Source organism: Streptomyces sp. NPDC052910 (assembly GCF_055585605.1).
In genome coordinates, this window is the sequence record NZ_JBVJJR010000011.1 from 123,570 (window position 1) to 146,955 (window position 23,386).

General features: G+C 74.3%; 24 protein-coding genes. 9 read left to right on the plus strand and 15 right to left on the minus strand.

The features are described 5' to 3' along the window. Positions 1-9 precede the first annotated feature (9 nt). A complete protein-coding gene (locus tag ACZ6X9_RS29825; RefSeq protein WP_469781125.1) occupies positions 10-894 on the plus strand; it encodes a UbiA family prenyltransferase in 885 nt (294 codons plus the stop codon). A 40-nt stretch (positions 895-934) separates the two neighbouring features. On the opposite strand, the gene ACZ6X9_RS29830 is transcribed toward ACZ6X9_RS29825, so the two are convergent. The 6 genes from ACZ6X9_RS29830 to ACZ6X9_RS29855 all read right to left on the minus strand — a co-directional run bounded on the left by ACZ6X9_RS29830 (position 935) and on the right by ACZ6X9_RS29855 (position 7,770). After that, positions 935-2,158 carry an acyl-CoA dehydrogenase family protein gene (locus tag ACZ6X9_RS29830; protein ID WP_469781126.1) on the minus strand — a complete coding sequence of 408 codons (1,224 nt, stop codon included), beginning with the start codon at positions 2,156-2,158 and terminating at the stop codon, positions 935-937. A 668-nt stretch (positions 2,159-2,826) separates the two neighbouring features. Beyond that, complete coding sequence (locus ACZ6X9_RS29835; RefSeq protein ID WP_469781127.1) at positions 2,827-4,020, minus strand: 3-hydroxybenzoate 6-monooxygenase; 1,194 nt, start codon at positions 4,018-4,020, stop codon at positions 2,827-2,829. Positions 4,021-4,077: 57 nt separating this feature from the next. Next, positions 4,078-4,524 (minus strand): DUF2834 domain-containing protein, encoded by a 447-nt coding sequence (locus ACZ6X9_RS29840; protein WP_469781128.1) that lies wholly within the window; start codon positions 4,522-4,524, stop codon positions 4,078-4,080. A 50-nt stretch (positions 4,525-4,574) separates the two neighbouring features. After that, entirely contained in the window at positions 4,575-6,134 is a 1,560-nt protein-coding gene (locus ACZ6X9_RS29845) for a flavin-containing monooxygenase (protein ID WP_469781129.1), read from the minus strand. A gap of 17 nt (positions 6,135-6,151) precedes the next feature. Continuing rightward, complete coding sequence (locus tag ACZ6X9_RS29850; RefSeq protein ID WP_469781130.1) at positions 6,152-7,042, minus strand: 1,4-dihydroxy-2-naphthoate polyprenyltransferase; 891 nt, start codon at positions 7,040-7,042, stop codon at positions 6,152-6,154. After that, positions 7,039-7,770: a methyltransferase domain-containing protein gene (locus tag ACZ6X9_RS29855; RefSeq protein WP_469781131.1), complete on the minus strand. Its 732-nt coding sequence runs from the start codon at positions 7,768-7,770 to the stop codon at positions 7,039-7,041. Before ACZ6X9_RS29855 ends, ACZ6X9_RS29850 begins: the two co-directional genes overlap by 4 nt. 764 nt (positions 7,771-8,534) lie before the next feature. Here ACZ6X9_RS29855 and ACZ6X9_RS29860 point away from each other — a divergent pair. Next, positions 8,535-9,785: an FAD-binding oxidoreductase gene (locus tag ACZ6X9_RS29860; RefSeq protein ID WP_469781132.1), complete on the plus strand. Its 1,251-nt coding sequence runs from the start codon at positions 8,535-8,537 to the stop codon at positions 9,783-9,785. Between the two features lie 164 nt (positions 9,786-9,949). Next, complete coding sequence (locus tag ACZ6X9_RS29865) at positions 9,950-10,309, plus strand: SH3 domain-containing protein (protein ID WP_469781133.1); 360 nt, start codon at positions 9,950-9,952, stop codon at positions 10,307-10,309. Between the two features lie 80 nt (positions 10,310-10,389). Here ACZ6X9_RS29865 and ACZ6X9_RS29870 read toward each other — a convergent pair whose 3' ends face one another. Continuing rightward, positions 10,390-10,656, minus strand: a complete 267-nt coding sequence (locus ACZ6X9_RS29870) for a YciI family protein (protein WP_469781134.1) — start codon at positions 10,654-10,656, stop codon at positions 10,390-10,392. Positions 10,657-10,758: 102 nt separating this feature from the next. On the opposite strand from ACZ6X9_RS29870, the gene ACZ6X9_RS29875 reads away from it, so the two are divergent. Both ACZ6X9_RS29875 and ACZ6X9_RS29880 read left to right on the plus strand, forming a co-directional pair. Then, the gene (locus tag ACZ6X9_RS29875) at positions 10,759-11,658 is read left to right on the plus strand and encodes a LysR family transcriptional regulator (RefSeq protein ID WP_469781135.1); all 900 of its coding nucleotides are present in this window, start codon (positions 10,759-10,761) and stop codon (positions 11,656-11,658) included. 230 nt (positions 11,659-11,888) lie between these two features. Further along, a complete protein-coding gene (locus tag ACZ6X9_RS29880) occupies positions 11,889-12,251 on the plus strand; it encodes a hypothetical protein (protein WP_469781136.1) in 363 nt (120 codons plus the stop codon). 123 nt (positions 12,252-12,374) lie between these two features. Here the strand turns inward: ACZ6X9_RS29880 and ACZ6X9_RS29885 are convergent, their stop codons facing one another. Next, positions 12,375-13,238, minus strand: coding sequence for a chitosanase (locus ACZ6X9_RS29885; RefSeq protein WP_469781137.1), 864 nt, complete (start codon positions 13,236-13,238; stop codon positions 12,375-12,377). Between the two features lie 565 nt (positions 13,239-13,803). On the opposite strand from ACZ6X9_RS29885, the gene ACZ6X9_RS29890 reads away from it, so the two are divergent. Beyond that, positions 13,804-14,715, plus strand: a complete 912-nt coding sequence (locus tag ACZ6X9_RS29890) for a glycoside hydrolase family 19 protein (RefSeq protein ID WP_469781138.1) — start codon at positions 13,804-13,806, stop codon at positions 14,713-14,715. On the opposite strand, the gene ACZ6X9_RS29895 is transcribed toward ACZ6X9_RS29890, so the two are convergent. Beyond that, positions 14,597-15,223 carry a DUF6332 family protein gene (locus tag ACZ6X9_RS29895; RefSeq protein WP_469781139.1) on the minus strand — a complete coding sequence of 209 codons (627 nt, stop codon included), beginning with the start codon at positions 15,221-15,223 and terminating at the stop codon, positions 14,597-14,599. The two genes, ACZ6X9_RS29890 and ACZ6X9_RS29895, sit on opposite strands and share 119 nt — an antisense overlap. A 118-nt stretch (positions 15,224-15,341) precedes the next feature. Here ACZ6X9_RS29895 and ACZ6X9_RS29900 point away from each other — a divergent pair, with 118 nt between their 5' ends. Beyond that, complete coding sequence (locus tag ACZ6X9_RS29900) at positions 15,342-15,854, plus strand: metallophosphoesterase family protein (protein ID WP_469781140.1); 513 nt, start codon at positions 15,342-15,344, stop codon at positions 15,852-15,854. A gap of 54 nt (positions 15,855-15,908) precedes the next feature. Here ACZ6X9_RS29900 and ACZ6X9_RS29905 read toward each other — a convergent pair whose 3' ends face one another. The 4 genes from ACZ6X9_RS29905 to ACZ6X9_RS29920 form a co-directional block, all read right to left on the minus strand. Further along, complete coding sequence (locus tag ACZ6X9_RS29905) at positions 15,909-16,259, minus strand: hypothetical protein (RefSeq protein ID WP_469781141.1); 351 nt, start codon at positions 16,257-16,259, stop codon at positions 15,909-15,911. Between the two features lie 131 nt (positions 16,260-16,390). Further along, complete coding sequence (locus tag ACZ6X9_RS29910; RefSeq protein ID WP_469781142.1) at positions 16,391-17,251, minus strand: endo alpha-1,4 polygalactosaminidase; 861 nt, start codon at positions 17,249-17,251, stop codon at positions 16,391-16,393. A gap of 237 nt (positions 17,252-17,488) precedes the next feature. After that, positions 17,489-18,097, minus strand: a complete 609-nt coding sequence (locus ACZ6X9_RS29915) for a hypothetical protein (RefSeq protein ID WP_469781143.1) — start codon at positions 18,095-18,097, stop codon at positions 17,489-17,491. A 193-nt stretch (positions 18,098-18,290) separates the two neighbouring features. After that, on the minus strand, positions 18,291-18,440 hold the full coding sequence (locus ACZ6X9_RS29920; protein ID WP_469781144.1) for a hypothetical protein: 150 nt from the start codon (positions 18,438-18,440) through the stop codon (positions 18,291-18,293). A 356-nt stretch (positions 18,441-18,796) separates the two neighbouring features. Between ACZ6X9_RS29920 and ACZ6X9_RS29925 the strand changes: the two genes are divergently transcribed. Further along, on the plus strand, positions 18,797-20,113 hold the full coding sequence (locus ACZ6X9_RS29925) for a serine hydrolase domain-containing protein (RefSeq protein ID WP_469781145.1): 1,317 nt from the start codon (positions 18,797-18,799) through the stop codon (positions 20,111-20,113). 166 nt (positions 20,114-20,279) lie between these two features. On the opposite strand, the gene ACZ6X9_RS29930 is transcribed toward ACZ6X9_RS29925, so the two are convergent. Next, a complete protein-coding gene (locus tag ACZ6X9_RS29930; protein ID WP_469781146.1) occupies positions 20,280-21,722 on the minus strand; it encodes an MFS transporter in 1,443 nt (480 codons plus the stop codon). A gap of 176 nt (positions 21,723-21,898) precedes the next feature. Here ACZ6X9_RS29930 and ACZ6X9_RS29935 point away from each other — a divergent pair, with 176 nt between their 5' ends. Further along, on the plus strand, positions 21,899-22,309 hold the full coding sequence (locus ACZ6X9_RS29935; protein WP_469781147.1) for an ArsR/SmtB family transcription factor: 411 nt from the start codon (positions 21,899-21,901) through the stop codon (positions 22,307-22,309). A gap of 99 nt (positions 22,310-22,408) precedes the next feature. Here ACZ6X9_RS29935 and ACZ6X9_RS29940 read toward each other — a convergent pair whose 3' ends face one another. Next, positions 22,409-23,368 carry a DNA-binding protein gene (locus ACZ6X9_RS29940; protein WP_469781148.1) on the minus strand — a complete coding sequence of 320 codons (960 nt, stop codon included), beginning with the start codon at positions 23,366-23,368 and terminating at the stop codon, positions 22,409-22,411. Between the last annotated feature and the right edge of the window lie 18 nt (positions 23,369-23,386).

Sequence of the window (23,386 nt, forward strand, 5' to 3'; positions counted from 1 at the left end):
GATCGCGGAGTGGACTCGACGGACGCGTGGGACACCGACCGGGCGCCGGTGGCCGCCGCCCGCGCCCGGCGGACCGGGCCGGTCGTGGGCCTGGCGGCGTCCTGCCACCCGGTCCCGGCGGTCGCGGTCACGGTGCTGGTGACGGGTTCGGCCGTGGCCGCCGGGCACACCCCGGCCGGGTGCGCGCTGGTGGCGGGCGCGGTGCTGGCCGGTCAGGTGTCCGTCGGCTGGTGCAACGACGCGTTCGACGCCGCCCGGGACGCCGCCGCCGGGCGGCGCGGCAAGCCGGTCGCGGCGGGGGCGGTCCCCCGCCGTACGGTGTGGGCGGCGGCGTGGGCGGCGCTCGCGCTGTGCGTGCCGCTGTCGCTGGCCGTCGGCCCGCTCGCCGGGGCCGTCCACCTGGCCGGGGTGGCGGCGGCGTGGGCGTACGACCTGCGGTGGAAAGCGACGGTCTGGTCCTGGCTCCCGTACGCCCTGGGCTTCGCCTCCCTGCCCGCGTTCGTCACCCTCGGCCTGCCCGGGCGGCCGTGGCCCGCCTGGTGGGTCGCCCTGGCGGCGGCCCTGCTCGGGGCGGGCGCCCATCTGGCCGACACCCTCCCGGACATCGCCGCCGACCTCGCGACCGGCGTGCGCGGGCTGCCGCACCGACTGGGCGCGCCCGCCGTACGGCGGGTGCTGCCGGCCGTCCTCGTGGCGGCGACCGCCGTCCTGACGCTCGGTCCGCCGGGCCCGCCCTCCCTCCCGGGGGCGACCGCCCTCGCCGGAGCGGCGCTCACCGCCCTCGCCGGCTCCGCGCTGGCCCGCCGCCGCCCCGGCGCGCCGTTCGCCGCGGCGGTTCTCGTGGCGGGAGTGGACGTGGTGCTGCTGCTCGTCGAGGGGGCGGTGACGGGGTGAGGGCCGGTCCGGCGCGAGCCGGTCCGGGCGCCGGCGGGGGTCAGACGAACAGCGTGGCCTGCGGCTCGATCCCCAGCAGCACCTTGCCGTAGACCTCCGTGCCGACGGCCGTCCCGGCCGCCGCGTGCCGGCCGGCCACGCTCGCGTCGCGCCGGATCCGGCGCAGCGTCTCCGCGTCCGCGGAGGATCCGGCGCCGTACACGTCGACCAGGGTGTCGACGGCGGACAGCACGTGGTCCACGGCGTACCCGCCGTCCGCGCACGCCCGGGCCCTCGCCGGGAGGCCCATGGCCATCCCGCGGGCCGCGGCCGCGTCGAGGTCGGCGGCGGCCCGCAGGGCGTGCAGGTGGGCGGTGTCGATCCGCAAGGCGGCCTCCGCGACCCGCCTCTGCGCCTCGGCCGGCTCCGCTCCGGCCCCGTCGCGGCCGGGGACGGCCGGCTCGGCCCCGGCCTTCGCGGTGACCAGTCCGAGCGCGGCCCGGCCCAGCCCGAGCTGCGGGCCCACCAGCCCCACGGCCGCGAACGGGGCGAAGGCGGTGCGGTAGAGCCCGGTCGGGCCGTGGTCGGCGGGGATGTCGCCCGCGACGGCGGCCGGCACGGACATCGTCCGGTGCTCGGGGACGAAGACGTCCTCGGCCACCAGGCAGTTGCTGGCGGTGCCGCGCATGCCGACGCCGAACCAGGTGTCCTCGCAGCGCAGGTCGGTCCGTGGTATCAGGGCCATGGCCTGGTCGCCCGCGGTGCCGTCCGCGTCCGTGAGCGGTACGCCGACGACGGCCCAGTTCGAGTGCGCGGCACCGGAGTTGTAGTACCAGCGGCCGGACACCCGCCACCCGCCCTCGACCCGGCGGCTGGTGGCGGTGGGGCTGAAGACGCCGGTGACCCGGGCGTCGGGGTCGGCGCCGAACACCTCGTCCTGTGCCCGCTCCGGGAAGAGGGCGGCCAGCCAGTTGCAGGTGTTGACGACGGCGACCACCCAGCCGGTGGAGCCGTCGCCCTCCGCCAGCGCGGCCGTCACCTCCACCAGGGTGCGGACGTCGCTCTCGAGGCCGCCGAAGCGGCGGGGCACGGTGAGCCGGAACAGTTCCGCCCGCGTCAGCGCGTCGACCACCTCGTCGGTCAGCCGCCGGCCGGCGTCGATCCGGGCGGCGTGCTCCCGCAGCAGGGGCCGCAGGGCCTCGGCGCGTGCGACGAGTTCGGCACCGGCCGGGGCCGGGGCGGACGCGGCGGGGGACGGCACGGATCGGGAGGGACTCGTGGTCATGGAAGTTCTCCTGGCTGATTCGGTGTCTGGTGCGGTCCCCGGTACGGCGCGTGGACGCGGGAGGGCTGCCCGAGGCGCGCCGGCCGTGGACGTGAGCGGGCGACGGGCGGACGCACGGGCGTGACGTCGCCGGGGAGGAGGGGGCGGCCCCCGCTCTCGGCCGCCGGGCGGGACGCCACGGGCGGGACGCACGGGCGGACCGGACCGGCGCTTCGGCCGGCCGTGGGAGCCGGTGGCCGTGGTTCCGGGGCCTCCCGGACGCGGCGAGGCGGCGGGCGCTCGGCGGGCGAAGTTCCCGGCAGATTCCCCCCTGGCGTCACACGGCAGGTCCACCTCGGACCGTCCGGTCGAGAGGATACGCCCGAGCACGTCGGAGGGCCGGTCCGGTGCCCCTGACACCGTCGACGGGGCGGACTCCCCACCGGTGCGGGCCGAGCGGGAGCTCGCGGGTGCCCCGTCCCGCGTCGCCGGCCGGGGCACCCGCCTGTGGGCCAGGGAGGAGCGGCGCGCCGGGAGCGGCGGTTCCGGCGGCGCCTGCGAGGAGGCCGCGTGTCCCCGGTCGGTCGCCGCGCGGGGCCGGGTCCCGGCGGGGTTCTTCGCCGGCCGCGGCGGGGCTCGCGGGGTCCCGGCCGTGGAAGGCTCGGTTCCACCGCTCCCCCGGCCCGCCCTCAACGGCCGTGCGGCAACGTGAAGTCCCGGGCGCCGTGCAGCCAGGTCACCCGCTCGTACAGGTCGTCCTCGCCCAGCGGGCGCAGCATCGCGTTGCGGGCCAGGGCCTCCGCGCCGGCGGGGTGGTAGAGCTCCTCGCCCATGCGGCGGGCCAGCAGTTGGACGCGGGCGGTCCGTTCGCGGCGTTCGGCGTTGTACCGCTCCAGGCGGGGCGGCACGTCGGAGGCGGTGGCGCCCGCGAGGGCGTCCCCGAGGACCACCGCGTCCTCCAGGGCCTGGCACGCTCCTTGTGCCGCGTACTGGAGCATGGCGTGGGCGGCGTCGCCCATCAGCGTCACCCGGCCGTCGGTCCAGACGTCCACGGGGTCGCGGTCGCAGAGGACCCATTCGCGCCAGTCCTCGCCCAGTTCGAGGAGGCGCCGGGCGGTGTGTCCCAGGTCCCGGAAGCGGTACAGGACGAGGTCCCGGGCGGCTCGGCGGCCGGCGACGGGTTCGCGGGCGCCGTCGTCGAGCGTCGCGGCGAGGTTGAGGTAGCGGCCGTTGCCGATGACGTAGTGGACGAAGTGCCACCGGGGGCCCGCCCACAGGGTCACGGCGTTCCACCGCAGATCCTCCGGCACCTTCTCGACCGGGATGACCGAGCGGTGGATGGTGTGGCCGGAGACCCGGGGCGGTCCGTCGCCCAGCAGCCGGGCGCGCACGGCGGACCGGATGCCGTCGGCTCCGACGAGCAGGTCCCCGGCGAACGTCCGGCCGTCCGCCGTGGCCACCGTGACCCCCGAGGCGTCCTGCGCGTACGTCCGGACGTCGGCGCCGGCCACCAGCGCCACGCCGCCGGCCGCGCGGCACGCGGAGAGCAGCGGCTCGTAGAGGTCGACGCGCTGGACCACGGCGTACGGGTTGCCGAACCGTGCGCGGTACCGGCCGGTGAGGGGCAGGGCGACGATCGCCTCGCCCGTGACGCCGTCCATGAGGCGGAGGGCGTCGACGAACACCGCGCGTTCCCGCACCCGTTCGCTCACGCCCAGCAGCGTGAGGGCGTGGAACGCGTTGGGGCCGAGCTGGATCCCGGCGCCCATCTCGGTGAAGGCGGACCGGCGTTCGAGGACGGTCGCGCGGTGTCCCCGTCGCGCCAGGGAGAGTGCGGTGGCGAGGCCGCCGATGCCGCCGCCCGCCACGACTGCGTGTGCCATGGTCCCCCGTTTTTCTCGCGTCCCTCACGTGCCGCCGCCGGCCGGACCCGGCACTGCTCACCGGGCCTTGCCGGTCGCCGCCCGCCGCGCGGCCGGGTCGCCGGCGGGCGGACCGTCCGCGGGCGAGTCGTCCCCGCCGGCGGCGGCCGCGATCCGCAGTTGGCGGACGAGCATGAACAGGCCGTAGCTCGCGATCAGGGCGAGGAGCGGGGCTCCGGCGATGTACGCCCAGACGTGGCGGATGCCGAAGCGCCGCCCTTCGACGATCATGTAGGCGCCGAGGGCCGCCCAGGTGAGGACGAGGTCGGCGTAGACGAACCGGGACGCCAGGGAGGCGGTCGCGTCCCGGAGGAAGTCGGTGACGACCCCCGTGGGCCCGGAGTCCGCGTGCCCCACGACGAAGGCGGCGGCCATCGCGCCCATGACGCAGCAGCCGACGAGCGCCGTGGTCCCGTACAGCACGCACAGGGCGCGGTCCCGTCCCCGTACCTCGCGCAAACGCATCGCCTTCGTCCTCCCGGCCCTGGTGGTGGGGCGGCCGGCGGGCCGCGGGGTCATCGTGCGTACCGGTAGTCGTCCAGGTCGAAGTGGCGGGCGCGCCAGGCCGCTTCGAAGGTGGAGGACGGGCGGACGGCCGGCGCGTCCCCGCGCTCGTCGAGGTAGTAGGTGTTCGACCCCCGGCAACTGGGGTCCAGGAAGACGGTGTTCCGCTGCCGGCGGAGCGTCCTCGCGAAGGAGCGGTCGTGTTTCTCGGGGCGGACGACCGCCTCCGTCGCGCGCCGCCGCCGGGTTTCGGTGATCACGCGGATAGCGTGGGTCACCTGGTAGTCGATCATCCCGAACCAGGAGCCGCCGGTGAAGGAGTAGGGCCCGACGATGAACCACAGATTCGGGTAGCCCTTGACGGAGGTCCCCTCGTAGGACTGGAAACGCTCGGTCCGCCAGAACTCCTTGAGGTCCCGTCCGCCCTGGCCGTGCACCGGGAACGGCGGCAGGTTGTCGAGCACGTGGAAGCCGGTGGCCAGGATCAGTACGTCGAACGTCCGCTCGTCGCCGTCCGCCGTGCGGATCCCCGTCTCGGTGACCTCGGCGATCGGCTCGGTGACCAGCTCGACGTCGTCCCGGGTGAAGGCGCGCCAGTAGCCCTTGGCCAGGGAGGGCCGTTTGCAGCCCACCCGATAGGCGGGGGTGAGCCTGCGCATCAGGTCGCGGTCGCCCTTGACCTGGCGGCGCAGGTAGAGCCGGGACGCGGCCTCGGCGGCCCGGACGAGGAACGGGAAGCGGCGGTAGTGGACCATGGCGATGACGAAGCTCACCTCCGTCGCCACGTCCGTGACCAGCCGGACCGCCCGCTGCGTCGCGGGAGCCCCGGCGAAGACCCGGCGGAGCGCCCCGGGGATCGCGAAGTCGGGCTTCGGCAGCAGCCAGATGGGCGTGCGCTGGTAGACGTGGAGCCGCGCCACGCGGGGCGCGATCTCGGGGACCACCTGGACTCCGGAGGCGCCGGTGCCGACCACCGCCACCCGCCGGCCGTCCAGCGCGAGCCGGTGGTCCCATTCCGCGGTGTGCACGACGTCGCCCTCGAACCGGTTCAGGCCGGGCAGGTCGGGGGTCTTGGGCTTGGTCAGCCACCCGGTGGCGCAGACGACGAACCGCGCGGTCAGGCGGGTGCCGTCGGCCAGGAACACCCGCCAGAGGTGCGCCGCCTCGGCGTACTCGGCGCGCACGACCCGGGAGTGGCAGCGGATGCGCGGCCGGAGGCCGTGGGTGTCGACGCAGTGGTCCGCGTAGGCCTTCAGCTCGTTTCCCGGGGGGAAGATTCGGGTCCAGGAGGGGTACGGGACGGAGGCGAAGGAGTAGGAGAACGCCGAGATGTCCACGGCGATGCCGGGATAGGTGTTGGCGTGCCAACTGCCGCCGACGTCGTCCCGCTCCTCCAGGAGCAGGAAGTCGTCGATGCCGGCCCCGCGGAGGCCGAGGGCGGTCCCGATGCCGGAGAAGCCGGCGCCGATGACGAGTACCTCGTGGTCGGGGGTTTCAGGGGCGGGGGTCTCGGAGTCTGAAGTTTCGGGGACGGGGGTCTCGGAGTCTGAGGTTTCGGGGGCGGGGGTCATCGCTCCACTCCTCGGCGTCACAGGGCCAGGCCGATCGCTTGCAGGGTTCCGAACGCGAGCAGCAGCAGGCAGGTGTGCTCCAGCGCCGGGATCAGCGCCCGGCCGCCCGCACCGCTCGTCACCCTGCGCACCGGGAAGACGGCGAACGGGACGGCGCCGAGCACGAGCGGTGCCCACGGGTGGGCGGGGGCCGGCAGCAGGGCGGTCGCGAAGGCGGCGACGACGCAGCAGACGTAGAAGGCGCGCGTCCTCGCGGGGCCCAGCCGCACCGCGAGGGTGATCTTGCCGGTGGCCGCGTCGGTCGGGATGTCGCGCAGGTTGTTGGTGGTCAGCAGCGCGCAGGCGAGCAGGCCGACGGGCACGGATCCGGCCAGGGCCTCCCAGGGCACCCGGCCGGTCTGGACGTAGACGGGAGTGCAGACGAAGACGACGCCGTGGTAGACGAAGATGCTGATCTCGCCGAGGCCGTGGTAGCCGTACGGCCGGGAGCCGCCGGTGTAGAACCAGCCGCCGAGGGCGACGAACGCGGTGACGGCCAGCAGCCACCAGGAGACCGTCACGGCCAGGTACAGGCCGGCGAGGGCGCCGATGCCGTACAGCACCGCTCCGTGCCGGAAGACCTGCCGCGGTGTGGCCCGGCCCGAGCCGACCACGCGGGTGGGGCCGGCCCGGTGGTCGTCCACGCCGCGCACGCCGTCGCTGTAGTCGTTGAAGAAGTTGGTGCCCAGGACGAAGCCGAGCACGAGGACCACCGTCAGGGCGGCGCGGGACGGGTCCAGGGGGCCGGCCGCGTAGGCGACGGCGGTGCCCACCGCCAGCGGCGCGTAGCTGACGGGCAGGGTCTTGAGCCGGGCGCCGATCACCCAGTTGTGGACGGCGCCGGCCGTGACGTGCTGCGGCCCGGTCACTTCTTCGTTCCCACACCCAGGTAGAGGACCGATGTGGAAGGGGTGCGCACGAGGCGCACCGCGTCGAGCCGTCCGGCCGCGTAGCGGGCCATGTCGCGCAGGCGCGGGCGGAGGCCGAGCAGGGTGAGGTCCACGCCGTGGTGCCGGGCGGCCCGGGTCAGCCGTCGCCGGTTGACGAAGAGGCGGTGGTCGTGGGTGCCGCGGGGCGGGTGGCCGGCGATCGGGACGTTCTCGGCGAGCGTGATCGAGACGAGGCGGGCCGTCCTGGTGTCGGCGATGGTGTCGACGACGAGGGTGCCTCCGGGGCGCAGCACCCGGCAGGCCTCCGCCACCACGGCGAAGGGGTCCGGGACGTGTTCGAGGCACTGCCCCGCGGTGACGACGTGGAAGGACGCGTCGCCGAACGGCAGGGCGGTGGCGTCGGCCCGGAACACCTCGGCGTAACCATGCCGTCGGGCCACGCGCAGCGACAGCTCCGACAGGTCGACGCCGACCGCGCGGTAGCCCTTGGCTACCGCGTGCGGGCCGAACAGGCCTCCGCCGCAGGCGATGTCCAGCAGTCGGGCGCCCTCGTGCGGGGCGCCGGGGACGAAGTCGGCGCGGGCGCGCGCGATCCAGCCCAGCGGCGCGAGGGCTCCGCGGGGGTCCCACCACTGGTCGGCGAGCCCGTCGTAGTCGGAGATGAAGTCCTTTCTGATCTCCGGTATGTCTCCGTTGCGCGCGAGCAATGCGGTCTGCCCCGTTCTCCCGCCGTCCGGTCGAGGCCTTGCCGGCGGGCGCGTACGCGGGCCGCGGCTCGCCACGGGAAGGGCGGGTCCGGTGTTCGGAATGTCCGGTGTTCGGAATGGCGGAATCGGCTGAGCCGCACCGGTGATGAGGGTTTTCGTACGGGGCGCGGCGCAGGGGGAATTGCGGACCACCGTAGGCGGGGTGCCCGCTCGGCACAACGGTGGAAAGGAAACTGACAGGAATCGCCAGGCCCCGCTGCCATATTTCCCGGCGGACTGCCAGAAGGACGCCCGAGTGGGTTTACGCGGCTGTAGGGGCGGCGAGTTCCCAGGGAGGTGGCGGATCCGCCGGGCGGCTCCCCGCTGCGCGGGATCCGTTCGCGGTCCATGGTGACGGCGGTGAACCAGCGTTCCAACGCGGCGCCATACCTGGCGACTTGGCGCACTCGGTCATCGCGGGCCGGCTTCCCCCGGCCAGGTCCCGGCCGCCGCCGCGGCCCGGTACGCCCACGGAGTCCCGGCGGAATCGCGAACGGGCGACGGGACGGCGCGCGGGCGGTGAACCGGCCGCGGAAGCGGCCGGGCGCGGGCGGTTTTCTCGGCGCGCCGCGACAGGCGGAATGTTCGGCGGGCGGGCTTGCGGCGGAAGTCTCTCGGCAGTTGAGCCTTTCACCGGTTCGGGCCGCGGGTCGAAGGACCGCGGGGGGACCGCATACGGAATACCGCCCGCCGGAAATGTGCGGACGGTTCAGGGAAGGTGTCATATGACGCGAGAATTCGGCAGCGACTTCGGGCGCACCTGCTTCGTTCCTCCCGAGAGGGTCGTCCGGGAGGGGGTGGACGGAACCGCCGAGGACATCATGCGGCGGGCCGCCGCCTCCGGTGCGGACATGGCCGTACGCGGCGCGGGCCGGTCGTGCAACACGCAGACACTCACCCGGGGGACCGTGCTGCACAACCTCCCCGGCGGCGTGGCGCCCCGGTTCACGGGAGAGGACCGACTGGTCGAGGTCGCGACCGGTATGACGTGGTACGAGCTGGAGACCTGGCTGAACCGGCACGGCCGCGCCGACCCGGTCCTCCCCAGCTTCCTCGGCCTGACGGTGGGCGGCACGCTGTCGGTCGGGGGCTTCGGCCTCGGGTCCGTACGGTTCGGTCTCCAGGTCGACCAGGTGCGGGAGATCGAGCTCGTCGACGGAACGGGGCGCGCGCTGCGGTGCTCCGCCGGTGAGAACGCCGAACTGTTCCGCTTCGCCCTGGGCGGTGTGGGGCAGGTGGGCTTCATCAGGAAGGCGGTGCTGCGCACGGTGCCGTACCGGGCCGCCGACCGGGTCTCCCGCGTCGCACACGGCGGTCTCCGGGACCTCGTCTCCTTCCTGCCGCGCGCCGCCCGGGAACCGGATCTCGTCGGCTACTTCGGCATGTACGACCGGACTTCCTGGTACTCACAGGTGTCCTGGGCGGCCGACGCGGCACCCGAACCCCGTGAACAGACCGTTCCCGACTACCCCCTGCGACTGCACGAGGAGGTCGAACGGCACCTCGCCCCGCTGCTCCGGGGGGAGACGCACGCCAGTCTGTGGGCGGACTACGTCCTCGACGAGGCGGGCCTGCACACGTTCGCGGCGGTGCTGGAGCCCCTCCTCGCCGAACCCCCGCTGGCCGACACCCTGGTGAGCCTCTACTTCCTGGTGGCCCGACGCCCCCGGCCGGCCACCCCCTTCGTCTTCGCCCCCGTGCTGGACGCCCCCGTCCACTACGGGGTCGGCGTCTTCGCGTCGGTTCCCCGGTCCGACGAACACGCCGTCTCCGCGACGCGCCGCGTCCAGCGACGGCTCCTGGAAACCTGCGCGCGGGCGGGCGGGCGCCCGTACCTCTACGGCGCCCACGCCTTCGACGCGGACCTCCTCCACACCTTCTACGGCGCCCCGGCCCTGCGCCGCCTCGCCCGACTGCGCGACCGGCATGCCCTGACCCACTTCAACCGCCGCGCGTTCGGCGGGGTCCGGCCGTAGCCGGCGCCCGGCGGCCGAGGTGCCGCCCGGTCCGCGTCCACCCCGGGAGGCACCCGAGTTGTGGCAGGGACGTGACAAGATCGTAAGCGGAAGGGATCTTCTCGTCTCTTAGGGTGTTCGCGCGGCGTCCGCCGCATCGAACGCGTACCACTTCCGGAGGATCCGTGCGTCGTATATCCCTCGCACTCACCACGGCCACCCTGATCGGCGCCGCCGGCGCCCTGGCCGTTCCCGCGCAGGCCGCCGTCCCGGCCGCCGCTCCGCGGGCCGCCACCGTGGCGGCCAAGGAGTGCCACGAGGACAACGCCATGATCTACACCGACGGCACCCGTCTGCGGACCAAGGCGAGCACGTCGGGGGCGGTCAAGGGCCAGCTCTACTTCAAGGACCCGATCCGGATCCTCCGGAAGTCCGGCGGCTGGGACTACGTGCAACTGAAGGCGAAGAGCAAGGGCGGCCTGGCCAAGGGCACGCGCGGCTGGGTGGCGCACAAGAACATCATCCCGCCGTTCTGCGGCATGTGATCCGGGCGTTCCGTCCCGGACGGTGACGGTCCGGAGGGGGTCCCGGCGGACGGCCGCCGGGACCCCCCTCGCCGGTACCGTCAATCCTCCGCCGTCCACACCGGGCGGAAGCGGAGGATCTCCGCGGTGGCGGCGCCGCTGGTGACGAACGGGTCGGAGGCCACGGCGGCCTCGATCTCGGACGGCTCGCCGTCGGCGATCACCAGCCCGCCCGTGCGTGGCTCCAGCGGGCCGGCCGACCGCGCGAGGCCCTTGGCGAAGATGCCGTCGGGGTTGGCGTAGTGAGCCTCCTTCAGCTCGTCGATCCTCTCCAGCGGGGCACGGTAGCGAAACACGATCACGTACATGGCTCCAGTAAGCACCGCCTGTCCCCTTCGGCGCCAAGACCGATCACCTGGGGAGGGGCATAGGGTGTGCCCTATAACCGCTGATCAGGAGGGGTGGACGGGGTGGACGAGCCGGAAGGGGACGTGCTGTCGGGCATCGAGCTGCGGCACCTGCGGTACTTCGCCGCGGTCGCCGAGGCCGGCACGGTCACCGAGGCGGCCCGGCGCCTGCGCATCGCGCAGCCCAGCCTCAGCCAGCAGATCCGGCGGCTGGAGCGGCGCGTCGGCACCCCGCTGTTCCGGCGACTGCCGCACGGCATGGTGCCCACCGAGGCGGGACGGCTGCTGCTGGAGGGCACCGGCCGGGCCTTCGAGGAGCTGCGGTCGTCCGTCGCCGCCGCGCGCGCCGTCCCGCGGACGACGGTCGTCGGGGTGTGCCGGGGCGTGGCGCAGCCCGTCGTCGCCGCGGCGGAGGACATCGTCACGCGCGGCGGCCGCCTGCGGCTCGACTACCGGCAGACCGACTCCGGGCGGCAGGGGGAGCTCCTGCGCACCGGCGCCCTGGCCTTCGGGATCCTGCGCGCTCCCGTCGACACCTCCGGTCTGACCGTGCGGACGCTCGCCGACGAGCCGCTCGGCGTCCTGCTGCACGTCCGGCACCCGCTGGCCGAACCGCCGGAGCTGACCTGGTCCGACCTGGCGGGCCGACGCCTGCTGTGGTTCCCGTCCGGGCGGGCGCCCGGCTACGCGGCGGAGGTCCTCGCGCACGTCGCCGCGCGCGGGTGGACGCCGGAGACGCAGGTCGACGCGGACGGCGGCCACACCCTCTTCCGGCACCGCCTCATCGGCGACCACGGGCTGGTCGCCCTGCGCACCCGGGCCGCTTCCCTCGGCGACCCGGACCTCACCTGGCGTCCGGTCGGGCCGGAACCGCCGCGCGAACGGCTCCTGCTGGCCGCGGCGGCGCGCACGCCGTGGGCGCGCCGCCTGAGCGACGCGCCCGGCACGGTCACCGGACCCTGACCTCCGGCCTCGAAGCCCCGGACACCGCCTGCCCCTTCCGGCGGCGGGCCGAGCGGAAGCGGAAGCCGCCAAGTGGCGGCCATGACTCCCCACGCCGCGTGAGACTCGCACCCGCCCGCGCGGTCCGCACGGGAAACCCCACCCCAACGCGCCCGCGGCGGCCGCTTCCCGGCGCGCCGGCCCGCGTCCCACCATGAGGGGCAGAAACCCGGAACGAGAAAGGGAATCCCGTGACATCGAGGTATGTCCTCCGCGCCCCGGCGGCGGTGCTCATCGCGGGCCTGCTGCTCGCCGGTTCGGCCGGAGCGGCCTTCGCCGCACCGCCGGACGATCCCCCGAGCGCGACGAGCGGACCGACGGGCGGCACGCCCGACGGCGGCGCGGCGCACGACGACGAGGCGAACGGCGGCGCACAGCAGGAGGACCTGGCGTCCTCCTGGAAGCCGGACGGCTGGTACCACGACGAGCACTCCTGCAAGGAGGCCGGCAAGAAGGGGCAGCAGCAGGGCAAATGGCACGATTACCGCTGCAAGAAAGAGGAACGGCACCACGGTCACTACGACTACGAGTGGCACCTGTACTACCGCCGCTGAGCGGCGGGGGCGCCCCGAGGCGGGGTTCCGGGCGCCGGCTCCGGGCCCGACGGCCGGACGGCTCCCCCGGGAGGCGAGACCGGTGGCGGGCCGCGGCGCCGGCCCCGGGACCCCGCGGACGCGTCACTCGTCGATGCGGTACGAGTCGCCGTACACCTTCCACTTGAGCGGCGGCGTGAGGTCGAGGTTCCCCTCGTTCAGGAAGACGCGCTGGGCCGTGTCGATCCGGCTGGTGTCGCTGTGCGCCTCCTCGGTCTTCATCACCTTCTTGCGCGCGTCGAGGAACGCGTTGAGGTACGCCTTCTCGTCCCCGCCCTGCGCCGGGGACTTGGCCTTCTTCAGGGCGGCCTTGCGGATGCCGCCGAAGCTGTCCTTGTCGTCACCGGGGCCGTGCATCACGATGGCGTCGTAGTAGACGAACTGTCCGAGGGCGCGCAGCCCGTCCGCCTTCGCCTGCTTGACGGCCGGGTCGAAGTACATGCGGTCGCGCAGGCTCTCCTGGGCGTCCTGGAACGCCTTGTCCTTGGCGGCCTTGTGCCAGGCCTCCTCGAAGGGCTTGCCGAGGCCGGCGTGCGAGTCGGACCCGTTGACCTTGCGCAGGGCGGGCAGGAAGGGCGCGAGCGGGTTGCCGGGCTTCTTCGCGGTGTACTCCTCGACCAGTTTCAGCATGTCGCCGGTGCCCGAGGTGAAGCCGATGATGCCGCCGGTGTAGCCGCGGCCGTCGTCGTACGGCTCGATGTAGTCGAAGTACTTGCGCCACTGGAGCGAGGAGTTCTCCGCGCTGCAGACCAGTTGCATGGCGATGTCCTTCTTGTGCGGATCCTCCAGTCCGGCCGCGGCCGCGGCCGCCCGTATCGGGGAGGCCGACGCGGTGGCGGCCGGGGCGGCCGAGGCCGCGGACGTCCCGCCGAGGACGAGGGCGGGCAGGGCCAGGGTCACCCCCGCGAGAGCGGTGAGGGGGAGCTTCTTCGTCGTGCGCTGCGGCATACGGATCTCCGTGTCCTGAGGGGTCGTCAGGTCAGCGCGGTCATGGGGCAGGTGAGCCCCGGTCGACCGATCACGTCGCATTGAAGCGGTTTCGTCACTTCCGCCACAAGGGCTGATCCGCTTAAGTGCGCGTAAAGGATGGGGAAACCGCATTGTCCGGCCATTTTCGGCCAACTGGCCGCGTGGGCGGTGACGTGCCGTGTCGCGCGCTGCCACCCGATAGTGCTGTCGGTTTCCGTTGTGGCCTGATTTCGTGGCCCGCCGCGGCGGTGCGTTGACAAGTTTTCAACGAAGGCGGTTCACTGCCCGGTGCGAGCAACCGGTCATCTGGCGAGGCGGAATCGCACGCGTGTGACGGCGTCCCGCTGTCGCGACGCCCGCTCCCCCGGCGGCTTCCGCGGCCCGCGCGCCCGCGCCCGGCTCCGGGGACGCCGCCGTTCCGCCGTCGGCCGCGCGCCGGCCGGGCAGCCCGCACGGTACGAGCCGGGCGGCCCCGGGCCGTCCGCCCGAGTCCGGCCCGCCCGCCCTGACCGAGCCATCCGCCCGTCGATCCCCAGGAGTTCTCGTGAGACACCGCCGCTTGGCCTCACTGCTGTCGGCCGCCGTCGCCGTGACGGGTCTGGCCCTCGTCGGCCCGACAGCCTCCGCCGCACCGGCCTCCCCCGCCGCGCGGACCGCCGGGACCTGCGACAACGCCCCCAACTGGACCGCGGGCACCTGGTATCCCGCCGGGACGGTCGTCCGTTACACGGACGGCAAGTACTACGTCGCGGAGCACGACAACCCGGGCTACGACCCGCTGATCAGCACCTGGTACTGGGACCCGTACACCTGCTCCGGCGGCAACCCCCAGCCGGGCGGCTTCGTCGTGAGCGAGGCACAGTTCCGCCAGATGTTCCCGAACCGGAACAGCTTCTACACCTACAGCGGTCTGGTCGCGGCCCTGAAGGCGTACCCGGGCTTCGCCAACACGGGCAGCGACACGGTCCGCCGGCAGGAGGCCGCGGCCTTCCTCGCCAACGTCGACCACGAGACCGGCGGCCTGGTGCACATCGTCGAGCAGAACACCGCCAACTACCCGACGTACTGCGACTGGAAGCAGCCGTACGGCTGTCCGGCCGGGCAGGCCGCCTACTACGGGCGCGGACCGCTCCAGCTCAGTTGGAACTTCAACTACAAGGCGGCCGGTGACGCGCTCGGCCTGGACCTGCTGAAGAACCCGTGGCTCGTACAGAACGACGCGTCCGTCGCCTGGAAGACGGCGCTCTGGTACTGGAACACCCAGCGCGGTCCGGGCAGCATGACGCCGCACGACGCGATGGTCAACGGCCGGGGCTTCGGGCAGACGATCCGCAGCATCAACGGCAGTGTCGAGTGCGACGGCAAGAGCCCCGCGCAGGTGCAGCACCGGGTGGACAGCTACCGGAAGTTCGCGCAGATCCTGGGGGTCGCGCCGGGCGGCGACCTGTACTGCTGACCGGGGGGGGAGGGGAGGCGGACGCGGGCGGGGCCCCCGGGCGTCGAGTCGGACGGTGCCGTGCCGGAGGGCGTCGGTGCCGGAGGGCGTCGATGCCGGACGTCGGACCGACCCGCCCGCGCCCGCAGGCTCCGGCCCCGCGGCGGAGCCGCCGGCTCAGCCCGGTCCCGGCTCGGTTCGACCCCGGCTCGGCCAGATCCCGACTCAGTCCCCGGTCGCTCAGCCGGCCGTTCCCCCGGGCGAACCGCCACAGCACGTGCACCACGCGCAGCACTCCGAGGACGGACCCCAGTGCCGTCCCGGTGACCACCAGCGCCTTGCCGACGGCTTCGGGCAGGTCCCAGACGAGGACCGGCCCGGCGACCGCCGCGAACACCACGAACCCCAGGAAGCACGCGCTAAACAGCGCGTACCCGATCTCGACGGTGACGGCGTCCCGCTCCGCCTGACTGCGCGTTCCTCTCCCCATCCGCCCAGCCTCCCACTTCCGGCCGGAACGCGGGCGCATCAGGGCGGTTTTCGGCCACGCATGACTGAGAACAGCCGGTCGTCGGAGGCCGCCGTGCCGGGGCCGTCCGGCGCGCCGGGCCCGGCCGCCGAGCGGCGGGCGGGCTACCGTCGGCCGGATGGACCTGCTGCTGACGTCCGACACACACCTGCCGAAACGGGCCAAGGCCCTGCCGCCGGAGCTGCTCGACCGGATCGCGCGGGCCGACGTGGTGATCCACGCCGGAGACTGGGTCGACACCGCCACGCTGGACCTGCTGGAGGCACGGTCGCGGCGGTTGGTCGCCGTATACGGCAACAACGACGGCCCCGAACTGCGAGCCAGGCTGCCCGAGGTGGCGTACGCCGAGCTGGGCGGGCTGCGGTTCGGCGTCGTGCACGAGACCGGCGCGGCGCAGGGGCGTGAACGGCGCTGCGCGCAGCGCTTCCCCGACCTGGACGTGCTCGTCTTCGGCCACAGCCACATTCCCTGGGACTCCACGGCCGAGGGCGGTCTGCGGCTGCTCAATCCCGGTTCGCCCACGGACCGGCGCCGGCAGCCGCACCGCACCTGCATGACGGCCCGCGCCGCGGACGGCCGGCTCACGGACGTCCGTCTCCACGCACTGCCCGGGCCGGCGGCGACGGCGTGACCCGCCCGCCCCCTCGGCCCGCCCGGGGAGGAAGCCGTGCTCAGGAAGCCGTGCTCAGGACGCCACGCTTGTTCCCGTCGGTCGCGCGGGGAGCGCGTTCAGGCGGGACATGGCGTCCAGGAACTGCACCGTGAGACCGAAGCAGGCCGTCGCCGCGACCAGGCCCACGACGATCCCGATGATCGCCGGGAGGCGCTCGTCCGCCGTGCGGCGCCTCACCTTCACGCACCCCACCACACCGCAGACCACCGCCGCCGCGCCCAGGGGGACGGCCAGGGGCAGGAGCCAGAGGGTGCCGGCAGCCAGGACGGCGTTCACCGCCAGGACGAGGGCGGCCATGCCGGGTGTGTTCGGCCGCTTCGGGCCGGCGGACGGGGGACGGCGGGTGCGGTGCTGTCGAGGCATGCGCCGATCACATCGCGCGGCGGTCCGTGCGCGGGAGCGTCCACGCACTCAGCCGTCCCGGCCGTGCCCCCCGGTGCGGATGAGTACGGATACTCATGACGCGGCGGGGGCGGGGCCGTTCACGGCCTGCCTCAGCAGGCGGCGTAGACGTACCCCCGGGAGCCGGCCGGGCGGACGTCGTGGTCGCGGAGGGTGATGGACAGCTTGTCGCCCCAGGAGCGGCAGGCGGTGGTGAAGTCCTTTCTGCCGTACTCGATGTCGAAGATCCGGCCGCCGTAGGCGGCGCTGTACTCGGGGCATTCCTTGTAGCGCGCGCACTCCTCGACGACGGCGAAATCGAAGCCGATGCGGGCGCGCCGGGGCAGCAGCTCGGCGGTGTTCTTCTGGGCGACGGCCAGGTGCCGCCGGTGGGCCCGGTCGGCCAGGAGGCGGGCGAAGGCGGTCGCGTGCTCGGGGGTGAGCTTGCCGTCGGAGCGTTCGTAGGAGTCGAGGTTGTCCGGTTCCACGGCGTCGAAACCGGCGTCGGCGCAACCGTCGATCCAGGGCCCGACGACCTTCATCAGGGCGTCGCGCTTGGCCGGGGTGGAGATGTCCAGCAGGGGCTCGTCCCAGTCCTCGTCGATGACGAGCTTCCCGCCGTCGTTCTTGAGGAGCAGGTCGGGGTGGTGCTTCTTCCACCAGTCGACGGCGTCGCCGGGCTGCGTCTGGAAGGCATTGACGTAGCAGATGTTGTACATCCCGTCGGCGGGCCGGGCCGTGCGGTCACGGGAGACGGCCCGCACCCCGCTCGGCGGCGGATACGCGCCGCCGAGCTGGTAGTCGAAGGCGGTGCCGGGGTCGGGTATCCACACCTCGCCCTTCTCCGGGGCGTCGGTGTGCGCGGACTCGCGAGGACCGGCGTCCTCGTGCGATCCGGTGGCGGAACAAGCCGTGACAAGGGCCGTGGAGAGGGCCATGACGGCGATCGCGGCGCGGGAGCGGAGAATCGTCACGAAGTCACCCTACGTTCCGGCCGCCCGGGGCCGGGGCGCAGCCGCCCTGCCGGGTCCGGCGGGCGTCAGGTCGCGCTCTCCACCACCCCCCGCCGAGCGGCGCGACGCCCGGCCGCAGGGGTGGTCCCCGCCGGCGCCCGAGCCGGTGGCCGCCGAGCGGACCGCCGCTCCGGGCACGTCCCGCCGGTGTGCGCGCTCCGTGCTTCGTGCGGTCCGCCGCGGCCTCGAACGACCGGCTCAGGCACGCACCATGTACCACGCCCCGACGCCGTTGCAGCCGGTCGACGAGAAGGTGGTGGTGCGGTACCCGGGCGGGACGGGGGAACCGGAGCAGGCCCAGATGCGGTTTCGGACCTGCTCCTGGTACCAGGAGCCGATGCCGTTGCAGCCGGTGCGGTTGTGGTTCGTATTGACGTAACCGGCCGGGATCGGGGAGCCGGCGCACGTCCAGCGGCCGTCACGGGCGAGCTCGTGGTACCAGGCGCCGATGCCGGTGCAGCCGTTGCGGTCGTAGTTGGTGATGACGTAGCCGGACACGATCGGCGAGCCCGAGCACGTCCAGATGCCGTCCTTCACGGGCTGCTGGTACCAGGATCCCGCGCCCTGGCAGCCGGTGCGGTCGTAGCCGGTGATGACCCATCCGTCCGGGACGGGCGCCCCCGAACACGACCATTTGCCCGTACGGGCGGCCGCCTCGCCCGCCGTCACGCCGGTGAGCCCGGCCACGAGCAGCGCGACCGCTCCGACGGCCGCGGCGAACCTGCCGCGCGGCGTCGTCCCGGTGGTCTTCCGCGTTCTCGACACGAGTCGCCGCAGGGTCCACCACACCCGGAACCGTCCGTCCATGTGCCACCGATTCCCTTCGTCGTGCCCCAGGTCAGGGCCTCCGTCGGCGGCAAGGACACCGGAGCGGGGCGGGAAAGTCATCAGGTGCGACGGCGGTGTGAGAAGCACGTCATCCCGCTCGAACGCGAGATCGAAGAAGGCCGGATGTGGTAATCGGTCCGCGGAGCCGCTCCCGCCGTCCGCCGACGTCCCGTCAGACGGCGGGCGTTACGACGGCCGTGGCCCCGGCCGCCGCGCGGAGGGCGGCCAGGAGGGCCCGGAACCGCTCCACGGCCCGCAGGTAGTGGGCGAAGCCCAGGAACGACCGGGCGCAGGCGACGTCCGGCACGAGGCGGACCTTCATGGTGCGAACTCCCTTGCGGCGAACGGTGGGAGGAGCGGCACCGGAGCGGCGTCCGCCGGACACCCCCTGCGCCGCGTCTCCTCGTACGGCCCCGAACCTGCGACGGCGCCGACCGGGCCGTGTCCGTCGAATGACCGGGGGTTGTCCGCCCTGGTCAGGGCGGGCGCGGACAGTGGACGGCGCCGGGGCGGTGGGATGACGGGGGCGTGGCGAGGGGGCGGGGGCCGGGGGTCGGTTTTCGGCCGCCGGGTCCGGGGCGTGGTTACGATCACCGCTCAGGGCGTCCGGACCGTTCGGCGATCCGGGCGGGGCACGAAGCAGTCAGTCGTATGAAGCAGTCAGTCAGGGGACTTGGGATGGCGAGAACCGAGACGACCGGAGCCGGAGCGACGCGGGCGCGGGCGGCGGGGCGGGCCGGGATACGGCGCGCGGCGGCGGTGGCCGTGAGTGCCGCCGTGCTGGCGACGCTGGGCGCGACGGGCGCGGTGGCCGCGCCGCGGACGGCGGTGGAGCCCGACACCGCGGGAATGCGCGCCGCACTGGAACGGACCGTTCGCGCGGGGGCTCCGGGCGCGTTCGCGGTGGTCCGCGACCACGACGGCACCGGTGGCGACCGGTCGGTCGCCGTCGGCAAGGCGAATTTGGACGGCACGCCGATGAACGCGGCCTGGCGGGTCCGGGTCGGCAGCAACACCAAGATGTTCACTTCCGTCCTGCTGATGCGCCTGGTCGAACAGGGCCGCGTCGACCTGGACGGCCGGATGCGCGACTACCTGCCGGCCGGCACGCTGCCGGAGGGCTGGAACATGACCGTCCGGCAGGTCATGCAGCACCGCGCGGGCATCTACGACCACACCAACGACCTGCTGGAGCAGGAGGGCGAGGAGACCACCAGCGCCTTCGAGAAGCGGATTCGCGACACGGTCTACCGGCCCGCCGACCTGGTGGCCATGTCGGTCCGGCACGGGGTGCAGTACCCGCCGGGGACCCGGTACGCGTACACCAACACCGGTTACGTGCTGCTGGGCATGGCCGTGGAGCACCTGACCGGCCGCCCGTACGAGCAGGTGCTGCGGGAGCAGGTGATCGAGCCGCTGGGGCTGCGGCAGACCTCGTTCGTGGTACCGGACAAGCGCATCGAGGGCCCGCACGTGACGGGCTATCTGACCAACGACGACCGGTCCCGGCCGCTGCTGGACGCGACGGAGCAGAACGGATCCTGGATCTGGAGCGCGGGGGCGGTCGTCTCCTCGGCCGACGACATGGACCGCTTCCTGACCGCCGTGCTGGCCGGCGACTCCGGCGGGCTGGTCTCCGACGCGTCGGTGCGGCTGATGACGAGCGCGGTGCCCACCCCCACCGCCGGGACCGGCTACGGGCTGGGGCTGCGGGAGATCGCGCTGTCCTGCGGGAAGGTGTACGGGCACGGGGGCATCGTCCAGGGGTTCCAGACCCAGTCGTTCGCCACCCGCGACGGCCGGCGGACGGTCGTGGTGTTCGCCAACGCCTCCAACAACGGTTCGGTGACGCAGGGATTGATGAACACTCTCGAACCCGCCTTCTGCGGGCCCGCGAAGCCGGCAGGACCGGCCGCCTCGGCGCCGCGCACGGCCCGCCCGGAGGTCCGTCCGGCGGCGCCCCGGGTGCCGGTCGTGGACGACACGCGCCTCTGAGGGGGTGCGTAGGGGCCCCGCCGGACGGACGAGCGGCCCCATAGCCGGCAGGACGGGCAGCCGGCAGGACGAACAGCCGCACCGCCCGGGCGCCGTGGCGCCGGGCGGTGCGTGTCGTGCGGTGTCGGTGGAACCGCCGGTGGATGCCGACGGAGGACAGCGGAGGTCAGCGGACGGGGGCCGGTGCGGGGCACGCGGCGGCGGGAGCGGGAGCGGCGGCGGGCCGGGTGGCGGCGCGGACGCCCGTGGCGCTGAGGAGCGCTCCGAGGGCGAGGGCTCCCCCGGCCGAGAGCAGCGCGGCGCGCAGGCCGGGGACGAGGTGCCCGGCGGCGCCGTCGCCGACGAGCAGTCCCATCACGGCCACCCCGAGCAGGCCCCCGACCTGCCGGGAGGCGTTGAGGACGCCGGAGGCGACGCCCGCGTGGGCCGGTTCGACCGTGCCCAGCATCGCGTTCGTCATGGCCGGCACGACCAGGCCGAGTCCGGCGCCGGAGACGAGGAACTGCGTGACGACGGCGGCGTAGGAGTGCGAGCCGACGGCCGGGACGGTGGCCAGGTAGCCGACGGCGGCCAGGGCGTTGCCGACGACCATGACCCTGCGGGCGCCGTGGCGCCTGACCAGCGGGCCGGAGGCCAGGTTGGCGGCCATGACGGCGGCGGTCATCGGGAGGAAGGCCAGGCCGGCGGTGACCGGCGAGTAGGCCCACGCCTCCTGGAAGAAGATGCTGAAGACGAAGATCAGCCCGTAGAAGCCGAAGTTGAGCAGGGCGCCGACGAGCGCGGTGGCGGTGAACGTCCGGTGGCCGAACAGCCGCGGCGGCAGCATCGGGTCGGCGCCGCGCCGCTCCACCGCGATGAAACCGGCCAGTGCGACGGCGAAGACCGCGGCGCCGGCGAGCACGGTCGCCGAGGTCCACTCCTGGGAGTTGGCCTCCACGGTCGCGACGGTGAGGGCGCCCAGGCCCGCGACGGCGAGGAACTGGCCGGGCAGGTCCAGGGGGCGCCGGGCCGCCGGACGCGCGGTGGGGCGGGCGGAGGTCCTGGTGAGGAGGATGCCGACGGCGGCGAGGGGCACGTTGACGTAGAAGATGGACCGCCAGCCGAGCGTGTCCACCAGCAGGCCGCCGACGACCGGGCCGAGGGCCAGGGCGAGGCTGCCGGCGGCGGCCCACAGGCTGATGGCGCGGGCGCGCCGGGCGGGATCGGGGAATCCGGCGTTCACGATCGACAGGGAGGACGGCATGATCATCGCGGCGCCCACGCCCTGGAGGATCCGCGCCGCGATCAGTACCCCGAGCGAGGGCGCGGCCCCGCAGGCCAGCGAGGCGGCGGCGAACAGGCCGAACCCGCCGACGAAGATTCGGCGGGGGTCGAAGCGGTCGCCCATGGCGCCGGCCGTGAGCAGGAAGGCCGCGAAGGTGAGGGTGTAACCGTTGATCACCCACTCCAGGCCGGAGATGCTGCCGCCGAAGTCGCCCGCGAGGGCCTTGGTGGCCACGTTGACGATGCTGACGTCGAGGATGACGACGACGATTCCCAGGCAGGCGGCGAAGAGGGTACGTGCGGAACGATCAGGTCCGCGGCCGGACGGGAGCGGTGCGGGGGTCATGGGTCCTTCTCCTTGCCTCGGGAAGCGGCTTGCGCGGGAGAGCGGTGGAGCGGGCGGGGAGGCGGAATGCCGCTCACCCACTAGAGTGTTCGCCAAGAAGCGAACACCTCGGAGTGTACGCACATCATCGAACACTCGGCAACGCGTCGCGGCGAGGCGGAGAACGGAGCACGGACATGCCGACGGAAACGCACGGACGGGGACCGGAGCAGGACCGCGAGCGGAACCCGGAGCCGGCACGGGCGGCGGGTCACCACCGCGCGGCACCCGTCCACACCGACCCGGCCGACGTACCGCTGGAGACGGCGCTCCTCGCGCTCGCCGACCCCGTACGGCGGACCCTGGTCCGGGAGTTGGCGGCGGCCGGGGACTGGGAGCGCCCCTGCGGCGGCTTCGACGTGCCGGTGACCAAGGCGACTCTGAGCCGGCACTTCACCGTCCTGCGCGAGGCGGGGCTGCTCGAACAGCGGGACGCCGGACCCAAGCGGCTCAACCGGCTGCGCCGCCCGGAGTTCGAGGCGCGCTTCCCCGGGCTGCTCACCCTGGTCCTGCGCGAGGACGGTACGGAGGGCGCGGAGAAGCGGTGACGGGGTGACGGGAAGGGTGGCGGGGTGACGGGAAGGGCGACGGGCGGCGGTGACGCGGTTCCCCGCGTCCGGCCGCCCGCCCGCCCGGGCCCCGCGCCGTTACGGCACGGACCCGCCGTCCGCTCCCGTCCGCGCGGTCGCGGACAGCGCCGCCCGCAGTCGGCCGGCCGCCTCCCGCGGCGCGGCGGGGGGCCGGCCGTCCCCGCGCAGCAGGGCCGCCGCGGTGGCGCCGAGCGTTTCCCGCGCCCGCGCCGAGCCGATCGCGGGGACGTGCGGCACGAGTTCGTCCACGAGCCGTTCCGTCTCGCGCCAGGCACGGGCCCGCGCGAAGGACGCCAGCAGGTGCGCGGTGAACAGCCGCCGGTAGGACGGGCCGGGGGCGGTGGACGCCCGGTGCAGGAGGGGTATCGCGAGGTCCGGGCGGTCCAGTCGGGCCATGACCCAGCCGCGGTGGCCCAGCACCTCGTCGTGGTCGATCCACCAGGCCCACGGCGGGTCGTCCGCCGAAGCGCCGTCCAGGAAGCGGCTCTCCGCGCGCGCGGCCAGCCGCGCCGCCTCCCGCTCCCCGCCCAGGGCCGCGACCGCGTGCGCCCGGCGGATCAGGACGAGGCAGTCGACGAGGGCGGGCAGCCGCCGCGCCCCGGGCACCCGGGCGGCGTCCTCCAGGGCGGCGCGCGGGCGTCCCAGGTGGCTCATCAGCATGCTGTCGTTGAGCAGCACCAGCCGTTCCGTCCACCGGTCACCGCAGCGTTCCGCGAGGGCCAGCGCCCGGCGGTTGGCCCGCCGGGCATGCCGGTACAGCCCCGCGTCGAAGAGGATCCATCCGGCCACCTCGTGGAGCTCGGCCAGCGCTGCCAGCCGGTCCGCGTCCCACCGGTACCCGCCGCCCGGAGCGAAGGGGTCGGGGAAGCTCCGCACGGCCGCGCGGAGTTCGGGCAGCGCGGCCGCGGCGCCCCGTTCCGCGTCAATCGCCACCAGGCGGCGGACGGCCGTCCGGGCCGTGGCGACGAGGTCGTGCCGGCCGGGCTCGTCGGGCCGGTCGGCGGGGGTGCGGCGCATCGAGTGATCGTAACGGGC

Excerpts from the sequence above, each read along its gene's own strand:
- ACZ6X9_RS29870 (WP_469781134.1), bottom strand. The coding sequence starts at position 10,656 with ATGTACGTGATCGTGTTTCGCTACCGTGCCCCGCTGGAGAGGATCGAC.
- ACZ6X9_RS29930 (WP_469781146.1), bottom strand. The coding sequence starts at position 21,722 with ATGACCCCCGCACCGCTCCCGTCCGGCCGCGGACCTGATCGTTCCGCA.
- ACZ6X9_RS29925 (WP_469781145.1), top strand. The coding sequence starts at position 18,797 with ATGGCGAGAACCGAGACGACCGGAGCCGGAGCGACGCGGGCGCGGGCG.
- ACZ6X9_RS29900 (WP_469781140.1), top strand. The coding sequence starts at position 15,342 with ATGGACCTGCTGCTGACGTCCGACACACACCTGCCGAAACGGGCCAAG.
- ACZ6X9_RS29860 (WP_469781132.1), top strand. The coding sequence starts at position 8,535 with ATGACGCGAGAATTCGGCAGCGACTTCGGGCGCACCTGCTTCGTTCCT.
- ACZ6X9_RS29830 (WP_469781126.1), bottom strand. The coding sequence starts at position 2,158 with ATGACCACGAGTCCCTCCCGATCCGTGCCGTCCCCCGCCGCGTCCGCC.
- ACZ6X9_RS29920 (WP_469781144.1), bottom strand. The coding sequence starts at position 18,440 with ATGAAGGTCCGCCTCGTGCCGGACGTCGCCTGCGCCCGGTCGTTCCTG.
- ACZ6X9_RS29885 (WP_469781137.1), bottom strand. The coding sequence starts at position 13,238 with ATGCCGCAGCGCACGACGAAGAAGCTCCCCCTCACCGCTCTCGCGGGG.
- ACZ6X9_RS29905 (WP_469781141.1), bottom strand. The coding sequence starts at position 16,259 with ATGCCTCGACAGCACCGCACCCGCCGTCCCCCGTCCGCCGGCCCGAAG.
- ACZ6X9_RS29840 (WP_469781128.1), bottom strand. The coding sequence starts at position 4,524 with ATGCGTTTGCGCGAGGTACGGGGACGGGACCGCGCCCTGTGCGTGCTG.
- ACZ6X9_RS29940 (WP_469781148.1), bottom strand. The coding sequence starts at position 23,368 with ATGCGCCGCACCCCCGCCGACCGGCCCGACGAGCCCGGCCGGCACGAC.
- ACZ6X9_RS29915 (WP_469781143.1), bottom strand. The coding sequence starts at position 18,097 with ATGGACGGACGGTTCCGGGTGTGGTGGACCCTGCGGCGACTCGTGTCG.
- ACZ6X9_RS29895 (WP_469781139.1), bottom strand. The coding sequence starts at position 15,223 with ATGCGCCCGCGTTCCGGCCGGAAGTGGGAGGCTGGGCGGATGGGGAGA.
- ACZ6X9_RS29935 (WP_469781147.1), top strand. The coding sequence starts at position 21,899 with ATGCCGACGGAAACGCACGGACGGGGACCGGAGCAGGACCGCGAGCGG.
- ACZ6X9_RS29835 (WP_469781127.1), bottom strand. The coding sequence starts at position 4,020 with ATGGCACACGCAGTCGTGGCGGGCGGCGGCATCGGCGGCCTCGCCACC.
- ACZ6X9_RS29845 (WP_469781129.1), bottom strand. The coding sequence starts at position 6,134 with ATGACCCCCGCCCCCGAAACCTCAGACTCCGAGACCCCCGTCCCCGAA.